Here is a 13,665-nt window from a genome sequence, read left to right as displayed (position 1 = left end):
TTTTTTGAGTATAATTTATCTCTTTTGTATCAAGTAAGGTAGGGGGGAGTAGCTATTTAATACGAATTATTGAATTACTTGTAAAAAAATAATTATTGATTTATATATTAGGTTCGATTTTAGCTTTGTTATCAAAGTGAAATTATTGAACCGCTTGTGATTTATAGGTAAAGCAGTTTAGTTTTTGCAAAAAAAGTATAAAATAAATTTATGGATATGCAAATAAAAATTAACAGATAAATGGAATAATTTTATAGGAGGGAACGTTTATAATAAGCAAATAGATGGTCTTTTTGATGGTCGTATAGTTGATTCAAAAGCCACTCAATTCTCTATAAATGCTAACAGTACTTGTGATTTTTCTAAAACAACTTCTTTGCAATTTACACTGAATTATTTGTCTGAACGAATAACAGCACAGGGAGAGGATTCCCGTTTTTATTCTCCAAATTTGAGTCTTAGAAAAACGTTTTTCGATAATCAGTTAGTTGCTACTCTACAATGGAAAAATATTGATATGGGATTATTAAATTCAAATGAACAAAGAATTACCACTTATTGTCCTAATGCTTTTTATACAACTACAAACTATGTTTATGAAGTAGATATGGTGATTCTTAATTTATCGTATACTTTTACAAAGACCAAAAATAAGTCTAAGTTTATCGATAGTGAATTTGGAAAAAAAGAATTTTAATTAAATGAATAAGATGAAAGATAAAGGGAGAAAAATATTTAGAATTGGTTCTATTTTAGTTATACCATTAATTGGATTAATATATTTATTAACTAGTTATTCTACTGCAAAAAGAGAATTAAATCAGGAGGGTGAAAACCAAGATATTGAACCTAAGTTTGAATTAACAATAGAAAATAAAAATAACAAACCCAAGAAAGAGTATGAAGGAATGGTTTGGATACCTGGAGGGGAGTTTTCCATGGGAAGTAATTTTGATGATGAAAGTCTCTGTAGTATCAAAGGAGTAACTAATGATGCTCGACCAATTCACAGGGTATATGTTGATGGTTTTTGGATGGATAAAACAGAAGTTACGAATAAGGAATTTGCTGAATTTGTAAAAGCTACAGGCTATGTTACTGTTGCAGAGAAAAAACCACTTCCTGAAGAATTACCTGGAGTTCCATTGTCTGATTTAATTGCAGGCTCTGCAGTATTTACACCAACAAAAAGTAAAGTTGACTTAAATAATTTTTTAGCATGGTGGCAATATGTTGGAGGAGCAAATTGGAGACATCCTTTAGGGCCGGATAGCGATTTAAAAGGAAAAGACAACTATCCAGTAGTGCAAATTGCATTTGAAGATGCAGCAGCTTATGCTAGATGGGCTGGAAAACGATTGCCTACGGAAGCAGAATGGGAATTTGCAGCCAGAGGAGGAAAGACAGGTACTTCCTATACTTGGGGGAATGTATTAAAGCCCGATGGTAAATTCCTAGCTAATATTTATCAAGGAGAATTTCCAGTGGTTAAAGGGGATAATGCTGAAGATGGTTTTATAGGATTGGCTCCAGTAGCGCAATACCAGCCGAATGGTTATGGACTTTATGATATGGCTGGAAATGTATGGGAGTTAATTAACGATTGGTATAGTGAGAATTATTATGAACTATTATCAGCAAGTGGAAAAGTTGCCAGAAATCCACAAGGACCAAAAAGAAGTAATTATTCGGCAGAGCCTAATGCCCTGACTAAAGTTCATAGAGGAGGCTCTTTTTTATGTACGGATGAATATTGTACAAGATATTTAGTAGGTTCAAGAGGGCATGGAGAAATCAAATCAACAGCTAATCATATTGGTTTTAGATGTGTTAGATAAATTTGAAAACAGGAATCAATACTAATAAAGATAAAATGACTATATTTTAAATTTTATATAGAATTTTGAACGTCCCGCAATTGCCTGATAACGTAAGAGCAATTGCGGGGCGATTTTTATTCGCCAACCACAATAGGTCGTGATTTAAAATCAGCCAGATTCAAAAAGAAGCCTCTATAGGAAGTCATACCGTCCCGAAATAAATTCCAGAGTAGGGAAGCACCCATATTGGCAAGGGTAGAATTTATATACAAATCCTGTTTTTCAAGAGCCTGGGCAAGGGAGCAACTTGGTTCATTGTTGTCCTTTTGGGCATCTAGTTGTTCTTTAAATTCATCGGTAACAAAAGGTAATTTGGAAATTGTTGTATAGCGTTTAGAATCAGGTTGTGGAATCTCTCCAACTGTTGCGAGAATTACTTGTCCCGTATTTTGTGCATTGCCCAAATCCATCCAATAGAGGCATTGGTTGCGCTCCCAATAGTTAATCTCCTTAAAACTTTCTAAAGCTTTAGCTATATCGAATCGAGCTGAGGCGGAATCCACACAGCTGATAAATATATTGGCTTTGCCTTTATGCGGAAAAGAACTTAAATTATTGGAATTGAATTTTTCACTAATAGCTTTCCAATTCGTCCCAAAAAAGCGGTTGCATCTGTTAATAAGAGCCACCGATTTGTATAAACCCAATTCAGTATCCGCAAAGAGTTGTCTGCCTAGATTAGCGGTGGTAATGACATCATCATCGTAGAGACAAAGTTCTATGCCTGTATGACCTAAAGTAATAAGACTATGATTCATTCTGGCAAGTGCTGTGAGCATACAACTTCCCGAACCTCCTGCTCCGATTAGATTTACAGTTATTGGGTTAGTGGGATTTATTAAATAATTGTCAGCGTAATGTATGGATTGGGGAGTGTTCATGATAATAAATCTTTTAGCGTTAAACCGTTTTTGATAAGGCATTTTGTTGAAAAATCTTTTTGATTTTTTATTAGTTTTTGCCAGAGTTGAATTAGATTACCTTTTACAGGATTTTTTTCCATAATCAAATGACTAAAATAGCTATTGAAAAAGTAGTTTTGCCATTGAGTGATGAATTCTTCTAAAGAACAATCAAGTTTTATTTTAACTGCTACCGTTCCCATACAAACTTCACCATTTTTATAGATGTTAAAAAAAGGCGCATGGAGGAGTTGGCTTTGTTCGTTGATGTTTGTTGTACTGTTTATGGCATATACCGATAGTTTTTTTTTAGAGGCTTTCCAAATCAGTGGAGGTATACTAGCAAGACCGCTAGGAATCCCTAAACTTTCCACAAAATACAATTCTACTTTTTGCGCCTCAGTGTACCAAATGGCATAGCCATCCTTTTCAGGATTAAGGTAAAGCAGATTTTTAGGCAGTAATCCTCTTGGTTTTAAAAAACTGTGTTTTAGCATTTCAGAGGTAGCTAAGGCATTAGCAAGTGCTGTAGTTTCTTTCAGACTTAATGGATGGGCATTGATAGGCAAACCATTTTTGTCAAAATCATAGCTTTCTATGTAAATCGCTTTATCATCAGATTCTTTCTCAAAGATGACAAAGGCTTTTAGAGGCAGATACAGTGCGCCGAATGAAGTGGTTATATCTTTCATGGGATGTCATTTAATAAGGTACATAAATCAATGATGAGCGGAAATAATTGTTTTTCGAAGTCAAGTGTATTCTTTAGTATTTTAGTATTCTTATCATAGATTTTAAATACTGTTGGCTCATCAATATCACTACACTCGTTGAACTCATCATTAACACTTTGGGAGATGGCGTCAAAGAGCAGCCCGTGAGTTTCGGCGACAAAAGAAATGTATTGTTCTGCGCTGATGATTTCATCAGTTTCTTCAAAAGTAGAATGAGCTGTATTTTGAAATATATGTTGGTCGGGAAAGGCAATCATTAATTCAAAAGTTCTTTGGGCAAGGAGTAAACAAGCCTTCTGTAAAGCTGTTTTTGGGCTAAAACAATCAATTCTATTTTGAAAAAAAATCAAATTACAGGGATTGTACATTTTTCTAAGCATCACCTCTCCATAATAATAGGCGATGTTGAACTCGGAAATGGTTGCTTGATTGTCCTCTGGTGCTCCGTCATCCCAAACATCTGTCAACATATCCCGATTACATTCATAATGATAATAGAGATAGCTGTGGTTTTCCCTGTAATAAGGAATTCGGGCGATGTGATAGAGATAGCTAAATACAGAGAGCAGTAATTCAGCTGTTCTTTTTTCTTTTTTATTTTGTAGTAGTCGGTATAATGGAATAACAGGAATGTAATAAAGAGTGTTGCTTGTTGGGTAGTACTCATTTGTGGCAAGACAAATTTTTCCCTTATCATCCTTTATGATGGTTAATTCTATATTTTTAGCAGTTTTTTTCAACTGTTTTTCAATTTCACTTTTGGCTAAGAGGATGTTAAAGGGATAGCAGTAGTCATTGTAATTTGAAAAATCAAAACACAATTCTTTAGATAAAACAGCCAAGGAAGTGAAAAATTCCTTTTTTGCTTTCGCTTCCTTGGGAAGTTTCTTCTTATCGATTTCATATCGAAGAAGAAAGGGCTGTTTTAGAAAACCATAGGCAGTAGTGGGAGCGGAGCGGAGTGAAGTTGGTTGTTTCGCACTTCCTGCGCATCCGAAAGTCTTTGTGTACTTTTGGCGAATAGGGCTAGTTGTTGATACAGTTGGCATAGCTTTTTATTTTTGGGTGGTTTTATGGGGGTGTTTTTTACAGTAGTTTTCATGAGTTATCCTTTCGTTCCGATTTGAGTAATGAATTTATAATGAATGGCATCATTTTGAATAGCAGGTCCTTCAATGGTAGCAGTGGTGAGAATGGGATAGCTTTGCGCATAAAAATTCAAAACTGCTTCGGCTGAAAAATGAGCTGATGGGTCAGCGAGTTCGATAGTTTGTTCTTTATCTCTAAAAGAAAAGATTCGTTTGAGTTGGGTGGTGACTAACATAGCATTAGATTTTAGTTTCGTTAAATAAATCAGGTTCAAATTGCTGAGAGAGTTCCATTCGCCGTTTATGAATGGCTTCTGCGTATTCAGGATAGCTATCTGGTTGAGGCACTTTCATCCAAGCCTCTCGAAATTTACCTTCGGCTTCGAGTGCTTCAACTTTTTTCATACTCTCTTCGTACTTTTTTTGTTTTTCCGATTTGGCTCTATCCTGTTGTAAAGCCTTGTCTTTTTCCACTTGGGAGTTTATTTTTGCCTGTTCTTTGGCTTTTAGAAATTGTTCCATATTGCTAAAGAGTTCAGCAGTCTCTTTTAGTGGATTTTCTATGGCTTCGAAAAAGCCATTGTCAAGTTCCTGAGCCGTGCCTTTGAGTAGGATAGGAGGTACTTTTTTGCGGGCATCATCGCCAATGGCATCATTGAAAAACAGCACCGATACAATGAGAATTTCAGCCGATTCTCTAGCGATGTTTATTGACCAATTTCCTGTTAGTTGTAAGGAGATGATAGTTTGGAAGAAATTAGTTTTCATAGGGATATAATTTAGATTTTACAGTTGATAGAATTTTTATTCAAATTCGTTGAGATAGATAGAATAGCAATATTCTTCGAAGCAAAGCCAACACAAAAAAGTGTAATGAGGAAGATTATAACGGTTTGGGATTGCTTCTCCCAAAGAGGCTTCCAAGTCATTTTTTATCGCTTCTAATTCATCTAGGTGTTCAATGTAAAAGGCTTTACAATCATCGTGATAGATAAATTTTCCAATCATTCCGCTGATACATCCTGCTTGTTGGAGGTCTTTTAAAAAAGCTTTTAATTGTTGTTTTTTTGAACCGTCATAACTCTCGATATGACTAAGAATTATTTTGTTGAATTCGTGGCTCACTTCATAAATACGATATGCAGATTTTTTAAAGGCTTTCATAATACTAAGTTTTAAGGCGTATAGAAAAAATTGAAATAGGATTAAAAAGGTAAATCGTCAGAGAGTTCTTTGTCCTTTGCGATTGATGAAGCAGCAGTATTTTCAAAATTTGTGCTTTGTTGTTTTTTAGGCGCAAAAACCAAAATTTTCAAACTATTGATATGAAAAGTGAGACTTCCCAATACTTTTCCCTCGCTGTTGTTATAGACATTAAGCCCGATACGCCCAAAGAGTTGCACAAGCGCTCCTTTTTTAAGCCAATTAACCATTTTGGGATTTAACCAATAAGCACAAGTAATGTAGGTAGTAATTTCTTTGACTTCATTACTCCCTTTGGGTTTGTAGTGGTCATTGATAGCAATTGAAAAATTGACCACCTCTTTGTTTTCGCTTACTTTAAAAGCAGTTGCATCTGCTGTGATTCTTCCTGTGATTTCCATAACAATACATTTTAAGAATTAGACATTTACTTTCTCTTAAACCATTCCACCTCCACAAAAAATTTTCAAAAGAAAAAACGAAAAAAAAGAAAGCAAGATGCCAGTGACGCATCCAATATGGAGTGCTATAAGTCCCAAAGGGTGAGCAAGAGTAGCGCCGCTCATTATGCGCACGGCGTATTGGGGCGTTACTATCTTAGCTGCCCTTTTAGTCCGTTTCGAATGAAAATTTTAATTTAAACAGCTAAAATTAGATTTAGATTAGCTAAGAACTAAGCAGATGAATACTTTAGGTTTTACATTCGAAATAAAGTAAGGAATGTAATTATTCAGTTCAATGAAGTAGCCAAACAATACACGTAGTTGAAGAATTTATACTTAGATGAAGGAATTTTAAATCGCGTAGATAATAATAAAAAATGATGGTTCGAACTCCTTATCACCCACGATACTCCATATGTTATTAAAAAGTTTTTTTGGTAAGATACTTTTTTTCATTCGGTCTAATGGGGTTGGGAACAATCTTATTTAAACTCTCAGTGCTAAATTGTATTCGCTACAGAAGATCTTTTTTAGTATCTATATTTTTTTGTTAATTCTTTAATGCCCCTTTGTTAAATCAGGATTTTATGAATTTATAAAACTTAACTTTCAATTATTAAATTGGTAGTAATTTGTTTTTTTTTTTTTATTCTATGTCTTTTTTTTTGATTTAAGTTACTATTTATTTTATTGTGTAAGAAAATTTTATATATATTTGCGCAAACGGTTGTTTTAAAAAGATAGTTTTTACATGTTAATTAATGTTAAAGAAAGACTTTTGATATAATATGACTGTTGTGTTTTTGTGAAATATTACATATTAGAAAAAGTAGAAGTATTGAAATTTTTCTTAGAAAATATAGTGTTTTTATTTAGATTAACAGGATTTATCTTGGTTTTAACTATTGTTTTGATTATACCTCAAATCAATATGCAAGATTATGTACTTCCTACTATCACAAGTAAGACAGTTTTATTTCTCTATGGTGTTCTCACACTTTGTGGAGTTTATGTTTTAAGACTTATTTGCTCAAAGAATGTATCATTTTCCATTTCTAAAATAGATATTGCTCTATTTGTATTAGTTCTCTACATTATCTTAAATCGCTATTTGATTCAGTCCAATTATGGATTTTCAATTCGTTATATCGAATTATTAGGATTGTGTTTTTTGTATGTGGTTTTACGAACTATTGGGTTTAAAAATTATTCTTGGTTGTTATTGTCTATTGTTATTTCTGGAATTATGCAAGCAGTATATGGAAATTTGCAATTACTGGGCTATTATCCCTCCAACCATTCCGGATTTAAAATGACAGGTAGTTTCTTTAATCCAGGTCCCTACGCAGGTTTTTTAGTCAGTGTTTTGGCTGTTGCTTCGGGAATGTATTTGTTTAAAGATAAAATCACTACTCAAATACAATCGCAAATAAAAAGGAAAATTCCATTACTTAAAGAATCCATAAAATACATTTTTGAGTACATTCCTTTATTGGGAATTATCAGTATTACCATAATACTTCCTGCTTTGCAATCTCGGGCATCTTGGATTGCTGCAGTAGTGAGCAGCATGGTTTTATTAGAAATTAGATATTCGGTTTTAAAAAATGTATTCAAGAAAGCACCTGTATTAAAAAGAACCATTTTGAGTATTTTCTTTCTGGGAATTCTAGGTACAGGACTTTTTGTTGTCTATTTCTTTAAAAAAGACTCCTCAGAAGGTCGTGCTTTCATCTGGAAAGTAACCACCGAAATGATTATAGATTATCCTTTTTTTGGATTAGGCTTTGACCGATTCAATGCATATTATATGAACTATCAAGCACATTATTTTGAGAAAAACGGTGAAACTCCTGAAGCATTGGTAGCCGATAATACCTACTATGCTTTCAATGAAGGTTTGCAGTTTATATCTGAAAATGGACTATTAGGGTTGATGGTATTACTAATTCTACTGCATGTTTTGTTTCAAACAAAAGTAAAAGAGGGGCATCAACTCCATTCTTTAGTAGCTAAAACGGCACTTTTGAGCATTGGTGTTTTTGCTTGTTTTTCGTATCCCATGCAAATTCTGCCTATAAAACTTGTATTGGTGGTTTTACTTGCCCTGCTATCGAACAAAACTGTTGCTAGTTTTCAATTTAAGATTACAGAAAGTTCAAAAAAACTGTGGCTATATAAAATTAGTTTAGTTCTGCTCATTTGCGTTAGTATGTCCCAAACCTGTAACTACACAAAAGATTTAAGTAGGGGATTTATAACTTGGAACAATGCTTTAACTAGCCATCAATACGGAGATTATCACGGAGCTGTTCAAGAGTATGAAAAAGTATATTCTGTCTTAAAAAAGCATGGAGATTTTTTGATGAATTATGGAAAAACATTATCTATGGCAGGAGAACCTCATAAAGCCATTGCTATTTTAAAACAAGCGCAATACTACCAAAACAACACCATTATTACCACTACCTTAGGTGATTGTTATAAAGCCGCAAAACAATATGACAAAGCAGAAGCCAGCTACCAGCAGGCGGTAAATATGATACCCAGCAAGTTTTACGCCAACTACTTATTGGCAAAACTATACGATGATTCCGGTCAAGAATATAAAGCAGTGGCTATGGCCAAGAAACTCATGAATAAAGAAATAAAAGTTCCCTCTACGGCCATTAAAGAGATACGAGGAGAAATGAAAAAGATCCTGATAAAATATAAAAATCCTCTGGGTTTTAAAAACTAATAAACTCTCACATTAATTAATTATAAAAAAGACAGCCTATGACATAGACCTCCATCCCAGAGGAAGAATTTATAAATGGAAAAAAAAACTTTATAATTTCGTAGAACTACCTAGATAAAGGTAGTTGTAGTGTTCAGCAAAAGTAGCATTCCTTTACCACTTTGCAAAAATAATAAGTATATAAGGGTATATATGCCCATTTTAACAAATTAAATTTTATAAAATGAAAAAAATAATAGGAATTTTAGGAGTTGCAGTAATTGCTGGAGCGATGTTTCTAGGTAACTCAATAAATGTTACAAACAATCAAGGAAATGATTTCTTATTGAAAAATGTAATTGCAATGTCTCAGGCTCAGGCTGAGGGTGGTTCAACTAGTGATTGGCCTTGTTACTCAAGGGTTGATGATTGTTATATTTTTGGCTGTTGGACAGCTTATCTTTGTGGTAATCCTTGTACTACAGTAAGTGTTGATGATGTTTTTGGTATTGCAGGTAATTGTCATGCTCAATAGATTGTAACATATAAAATTCTAACATGATACTGTTTAAAAAGTGACAAAGTAACCTAAATCATTGTATTGACATAATAATTAAAATTATAACCTTACAATATTAAAGATAAACCGTTGTGGGTTAAGAATAATTTATGAAGGTTTCTATATTACTTTTAAACAGTATCTAATTAATACTTTTAAATTATGATAAAAATAACATACATAATGCTGTTTTTTATGCTATTTGGATGTGGTTCTAATAATAATGAAGAACAAACAATAAAAGATATTTCAGTTAACAAAACATTAGTTGCTAAAACTATTAAAATATCAACGAATATGCTAATGCCAACAAGAATATTCAATACTAATAATAAGTTGGTAATTTATGATCAAGTAAAAAATGGGATGTTTAAGGTTTTTAATTTACCTGAAATGGAATATCAATACAGTTTTGGACAAATAGGAAAAGGACCTGATGAATTTTCTTTTATTGATGCAAATACTATGAAGATGATGAATGACAATCTTTTATTTCTTGACTTTCACACCATTAAAAAATTAAAAATTTACAATAAAGAAATTAAAGTTAGTAATTCTAATTCCATACGCATAGAGAATTCCCCTGTTAATGGGCTCAATATGATAAATGATTCTCTTTACATATATAATCTCATGGGGATAAAAAAGAATGGATATGAACACCAAATGGTTAATATTAATAGTAAAAAAACAATTAAAGAATTTGGTACATATCCTGATACCAATATTAAGTATACTAATGAATTTGAACAGTTTAATGCTTATTATAAATATTCTGTTTCAAACCCAATAAACAATAAGTTAGCTATTTTTTATCTATATCTTAACAAGATGAAAATTTATAGTAATAAAGGTGAACTATTGCAGGAGATTAATATTGAAGATAATTATCGCGAATATTCTCCAAAAGATAAGGATAAAAATATATTATTCAGAGGGAGTTGTATTTCAACATCAAATTTTATATACGTGCTCCGTATTGATCAACCAAAAAATGAGATAGAAAAAAACTTCGACTCTTTCAAACCTAAAATCGAGATTTGGAATTGGGAAGGTAAATTATTAAAAAAATATCAATTAGACAAACCTATAACTTCTTTTACTGTATCAGAAAAAGACAATAAGCTTTTTGGTATTTCTATTTCAAATTCAAATGAAATCTATGAATATAAGTTACCTAAAAGCTCAAATATTACAAGTATCCGAAAAAGTAATTTTAAACAGATACATAATGATTTTTATACGATTAATATTCCCAAAGGATGGAGTTATTCTACACCAGAGAAAGAAAAGAATAAACTAACAAAATTTAATAATCTTTTATATAACACAAGTATTTTCTTTAATCCCGAAGAAAAAGAAAAATTTGGGTCAAGTTTTTGGGTATGTCTTATTTCAAATTCTGAAAAAAAAGATATTTCTATTGACGCTTTTTTAAAATCACATGACCTATCAAATGAAGATGAATACAAATTTAAAATCGAAAAGTTTAAAGATAAATCCATTTTTGTTAAAAATTTTAAAAGAGAAAATTCATTACCTAATGGGAAAAAATTCACATCATACATCACTTATTGGCATTGGAAAGAGGGTAAAAACATAATAGAAATCCAGTATACTTCTTGCGTTAAAGACGAGAAAATTCTTAACACGATTCTTAAGTGTGTGCATTCTTTTACTTTAAAATAAAAAAACTTAAATTATTTAAAAATATGTATCAATTAAAAAAATAAAAATACTATGATCAAACAGCTTTTTTCAGCTTTTCTTTTTCTCTCCCTATTATCATGTAACAAAGAAAATAAAGAGATAAATAATGAACTTTCAGAGATTATTGGAAAAAAAATTGAGCTCATAGATAGCTTGAGTTATTACTCTCAAAAAAAAGGTTTTTTTAAAAAACAACAAGATAATTCAATTAAGATAGTTACATATATTGATGGAGGATGTGGGAGTTGTTTATATAATTTGGAAAAATGGAAAGAGTTAATGAAAGCACCCGAATTAAAGAATGTTTGTTTTTTGTTTTATATCAAAGTGTATGAAAAAAAACAAGTTAGTGAACTAATAAGCGAAATAGATTTTACCTATCCAATCATTGCTGATTTAAGTAATCAATTTTATGAAGTAAATAGGCTTAAATCGGATAAGAATTATCAAACTTTTTTAGTAGACAAAGAAAACAAAATAGTTTTAGTTGGCAATCCATTATATAGTAGAAAAATAATGAAACTTTATTTTGAAACAATATCCAAGATTAATAAATAAAAGCAAATATTCACTATAAAAAAGTATTTTCAAAATTGTATATGGAATGTTTGGTAGAAATTATTAGCAAAAAAAAAAAAACAAATGGTAAAAACAAGTCAATACTTTAAAAAATCAAAAAATAAAACAATGAGTTTAAAATTTGAGGCAAATTTAATAAGTAAAATTAATTTTATTATATGTATGCTTATGTTAACAACATTCTTTTATTCGTGCAACACTAAAGCTTCAAAAAGCGAAAATACCACCATAAAGTTTGAAAAGCTACTGCATAATTTTAATAAAACACCAATGGGAAAAAGTGTAAGCACATTATTCAAATTTTCAAATACAGGAGAAAGTCCTTTACTGATAAAGGAAGTAACAACAGCCTGTGGCTGTACAGTGCCAGAATGGTCTAAAGAAATTATAGAACCTAATGAAAACGGAGAAATTAAAATTGTTTATGATGCCAAATATCCTGGCCTTTTTAATAAAACGATAACTGTATCTTACAATGGTAAAGATTCTCCACAAGTATTAACTATCAAAGGAGAAGTCTCCTATCCTGAAGAAAAAGAAAACGCTTACTCTAATAAAATTAACTAAAAGGAAAATAACTGTAGAAATGAGCAAAAAACCACGCATCATAAACACCAATATTATCATTGTCTCTTTTTTAATAGCAGGTTCTTTATTCCTTCATAGCTGTGCCAAATCAAAAGCCTCAAATGAAACTTTTATTAAAAAAAAAACCTACGTAGCCGAAAAAAACGAAGTGGAAACTATCGTACTCAAAAACGAGTCTTTCCAAAAAGAGTTGGTAAGTAATGGTAAAATCATTGCATCTCAAAAAAATAGTGTACAATTTGAAGTCAGTGACAAACTGGAACATTTGTATGTAAAAAATGGGGATAATGTGCACAAAGGACAACTGCTGGCTTCCTTATCCTCTTTTAAATACCAACAAAGAGTAGCTCGTGCCGAAATCGATCTAAAAAAAGCTAAATTTCAGTTTGAAGACATGTTGGTAGGTAGAGGAATTTTTACCACCAAAAAGGATAGTATCCCTAAAGCTATCTATGACATGGTAGCCAGTAGAACGGGTTATGATGCAGCATTGCTGGAATTAAAAACAGCTCAATATGAATTGAAATCAACTAAATTGATAGCTCCTTTTAGTGGAAAAGTAGCCAACATAGAAAGTAGGGTTTACGAGAACGTAAGTGCCGGAAAAAGTTTTATGACCCTAATTGACGATAGCGTATTTGAGGTAGAATTTTATTTGATAGAGTCCGAAATGAAAGATGTAGTGCTAAATAGCAAGGTACAGATTATTCCTTTTGCATTGGGTAAAAATTACACTGGACATATTTCTTCCATCAATCCTTTAATAGAAAAAAACGGAACTATTCTTGTAAAAGCAGAGGTGAAAAATGATGGAAAACTTACTGAAGGCATGAATGTAAAAGTGCGGATTGAAAAAGAAGTAAAAGGGCAATTGGTAGTTCCCAAATCGGCAGTAGTGTTGCGGGACAATCAGGAAGTATTGTTTAAGGTAATTAATGGCAAAGCCTATTGGACCTATGTACAAACTACTCTGGAAAACAGTAGTTCTTATGCGGTTATAGCCCATCCTGATAAAAGCAGTGCCACCTTAAATCCGGGAGATACGGTTATTGTTTCTGGAAACCTGAATCTGGCTCATGATAGTGAAGTGGACTTAAGTTACAAAAATAAAAAACAGTAGTAGGAAATTCGCTTTTAGTGATTAATTTTTAAAATATTCTGATTTGCTAAATCAGCGTAAATCAGCGTGCTACAATTTTCACGCAGATTTTAGACTAATTTTTCAAATTCTCGCTAAAAAATACAATTTATACATTACCC

At 31.9% G+C, this 13,665-nt stretch carries 14 protein-coding genes and 1 pseudogene; 8 read left to right on the top strand and 7 right to left on the bottom strand.

Annotated features, from left to right (window positions below; genetic code table 11):
• Positions 1-241: 241 nt before the first annotated feature.
• Positions 242-697: pseudogene (locus tag ACFPTQ_RS10835) on the top strand (outer membrane beta-barrel protein); the annotation flags it as partial.
• Between the two features lie 13 nt (positions 698-710).
• Entirely contained in the window at positions 711-1,838 is a 1,128-nt protein-coding gene (locus ACFPTQ_RS10830) for a formylglycine-generating enzyme family protein (protein WP_379777433.1), read from the top strand.
• A 116-nt stretch (positions 1,839-1,954) separates the two neighbouring features.
• Here the strand turns inward: ACFPTQ_RS10830 and ACFPTQ_RS10825 are convergent, their stop codons facing one another.
• From ACFPTQ_RS10825 to ACFPTQ_RS10795, 7 genes are read right to left on the bottom strand one after another with little or no spacing between them, the layout of a single operon-like run.
• Positions 1,955-2,761 (bottom strand): PRTRC system ThiF family protein, encoded by an 807-nt coding sequence (locus ACFPTQ_RS10825; protein WP_379777431.1) that lies wholly within the window; start codon positions 2,759-2,761, stop codon positions 1,955-1,957.
• Complete coding sequence (locus ACFPTQ_RS10820; protein ID WP_379777430.1) at positions 2,758-3,474, bottom strand: PRTRC system protein B; 717 nt, start codon at positions 3,472-3,474, stop codon at positions 2,758-2,760. The genes ACFPTQ_RS10825 and ACFPTQ_RS10820 overlap by 4 nt, the downstream gene beginning before the upstream one ends.
• Positions 3,471-4,565, bottom strand: a complete 1,095-nt coding sequence (locus tag ACFPTQ_RS10815; protein ID WP_379777428.1) for a hypothetical protein — start codon at positions 4,563-4,565, stop codon at positions 3,471-3,473. Before ACFPTQ_RS10815 ends, ACFPTQ_RS10820 begins: the two co-directional genes overlap by 4 nt.
• A gap of 56 nt (positions 4,566-4,621) precedes the next feature.
• A complete protein-coding gene (locus ACFPTQ_RS10810; RefSeq protein ID WP_379777426.1) occupies positions 4,622-4,840 on the bottom strand; it encodes a PRTRC system protein C in 219 nt (72 codons plus the stop codon).
• 4 nt (positions 4,841-4,844) lie between these two features.
• A complete protein-coding gene (locus ACFPTQ_RS10805) occupies positions 4,845-5,372 on the bottom strand; it encodes a prtrc system protein e (protein ID WP_379777424.1) in 528 nt (175 codons plus the stop codon).
• Between the two features lie 36 nt (positions 5,373-5,408).
• Positions 5,409-5,768 (bottom strand): DUF7222 domain-containing protein, encoded by a 360-nt coding sequence (locus tag ACFPTQ_RS10800; RefSeq protein WP_379777422.1) that lies wholly within the window; start codon positions 5,766-5,768, stop codon positions 5,409-5,411.
• Between the two features lie 41 nt (positions 5,769-5,809).
• Positions 5,810-6,208: a single-stranded DNA-binding protein gene (locus ACFPTQ_RS10795; protein ID WP_379777420.1), complete on the bottom strand. Its 399-nt coding sequence runs from the start codon at positions 6,206-6,208 to the stop codon at positions 5,810-5,812.
• Between the two features lie 880 nt (positions 6,209-7,088).
• Between ACFPTQ_RS10795 and ACFPTQ_RS10790 the strand changes: the two genes are divergently transcribed.
• The 6 genes from ACFPTQ_RS10790 to ACFPTQ_RS10765 all read left to right on the top strand — a co-directional run bounded on the left by ACFPTQ_RS10790 (position 7,089) and on the right by ACFPTQ_RS10765 (position 13,525).
• Positions 7,089-8,990 (top strand): O-antigen ligase family protein, encoded by a 1,902-nt coding sequence (locus tag ACFPTQ_RS10790; protein ID WP_379777418.1) that lies wholly within the window; start codon positions 7,089-7,091, stop codon positions 8,988-8,990.
• A gap of 223 nt (positions 8,991-9,213) precedes the next feature.
• On the top strand, positions 9,214-9,504 hold the full coding sequence (locus ACFPTQ_RS10785) for a hypothetical protein (RefSeq protein WP_379777416.1): 291 nt from the start codon (positions 9,214-9,216) through the stop codon (positions 9,502-9,504).
• 186 nt (positions 9,505-9,690) lie between these two features.
• Positions 9,691-11,217: a BF3164 family lipoprotein gene (locus ACFPTQ_RS10780; protein WP_379777414.1), complete on the top strand. Its 1,527-nt coding sequence runs from the start codon at positions 9,691-9,693 to the stop codon at positions 11,215-11,217.
• 51 nt (positions 11,218-11,268) lie between these two features.
• On the top strand, positions 11,269-11,796 hold the full coding sequence (locus ACFPTQ_RS10775; RefSeq protein WP_379777412.1) for a hypothetical protein: 528 nt from the start codon (positions 11,269-11,271) through the stop codon (positions 11,794-11,796).
• 84 nt (positions 11,797-11,880) lie between these two features.
• On the top strand, positions 11,881-12,384 hold the full coding sequence (locus tag ACFPTQ_RS10770) for a DUF1573 domain-containing protein (protein ID WP_379777410.1): 504 nt from the start codon (positions 11,881-11,883) through the stop codon (positions 12,382-12,384).
• A 19-nt stretch (positions 12,385-12,403) separates the two neighbouring features.
• On the top strand, positions 12,404-13,525 hold the full coding sequence (locus tag ACFPTQ_RS10765) for an efflux RND transporter periplasmic adaptor subunit (RefSeq protein ID WP_379777408.1): 1,122 nt from the start codon (positions 12,404-12,406) through the stop codon (positions 13,523-13,525).
• Positions 13,526-13,665 lie beyond the last annotated feature (140 nt).

This window comes from Flavobacterium sp. GCM10022190 (assembly GCF_042656445.1).
GTDB lineage: Bacteria > Bacteroidota > Bacteroidia > Flavobacteriales > Flavobacteriaceae > Flavobacterium > Flavobacterium nitratireducens.
Note: the sequence above shows the minus strand (reverse complement) of the source record. Positions and strands in the feature narration are given on the sequence as shown.

Excerpts from the sequence above, each read along its gene's own strand:
- ACFPTQ_RS10805 (WP_379777424.1), bottom strand. The coding sequence starts at position 5,372 with ATGAAAACTAATTTCTTCCAAACTATCATCTCCTTACAACTAACAGGA.
- ACFPTQ_RS10785 (WP_379777416.1), top strand. The coding sequence starts at position 9,214 with ATGAAAAAAATAATAGGAATTTTAGGAGTTGCAGTAATTGCTGGAGCG.
- ACFPTQ_RS10825 (WP_379777431.1), bottom strand. The coding sequence starts at position 2,761 with ATGAACACTCCCCAATCCATACATTACGCTGACAATTATTTAATAAAT.
- ACFPTQ_RS10815 (WP_379777428.1), bottom strand. The coding sequence starts at position 4,565 with ATGCCAACTGTATCAACAACTAGCCCTATTCGCCAAAAGTACACAAAG.
- ACFPTQ_RS10810 (WP_379777426.1), bottom strand. The coding sequence starts at position 4,840 with ATGTTAGTCACCACCCAACTCAAACGAATCTTTTCTTTTAGAGATAAA.
- ACFPTQ_RS10780 (WP_379777414.1), top strand. The coding sequence starts at position 9,691 with ATGATAAAAATAACATACATAATGCTGTTTTTTATGCTATTTGGATGT.
- ACFPTQ_RS10820 (WP_379777430.1), bottom strand. The coding sequence starts at position 3,474 with ATGAAAGATATAACCACTTCATTCGGCGCACTGTATCTGCCTCTAAAA.
- ACFPTQ_RS10765 (WP_379777408.1), top strand. The coding sequence starts at position 12,404 with ATGAGCAAAAAACCACGCATCATAAACACCAATATTATCATTGTCTCT.
- ACFPTQ_RS10775 (WP_379777412.1), top strand. The coding sequence starts at position 11,269 with ATGATCAAACAGCTTTTTTCAGCTTTTCTTTTTCTCTCCCTATTATCA.
- ACFPTQ_RS10795 (WP_379777420.1), bottom strand. The coding sequence starts at position 6,208 with ATGGAAATCACAGGAAGAATCACAGCAGATGCAACTGCTTTTAAAGTA.
- ACFPTQ_RS10770 (WP_379777410.1), top strand. The coding sequence starts at position 11,881 with ATGGTAAAAACAAGTCAATACTTTAAAAAATCAAAAAATAAAACAATG.
- ACFPTQ_RS10830 (WP_379777433.1), top strand. The coding sequence starts at position 711 with ATGAAAGATAAAGGGAGAAAAATATTTAGAATTGGTTCTATTTTAGTT.
- ACFPTQ_RS10800 (WP_379777422.1), bottom strand. The coding sequence starts at position 5,768 with ATGAAAGCCTTTAAAAAATCTGCATATCGTATTTATGAAGTGAGCCAC.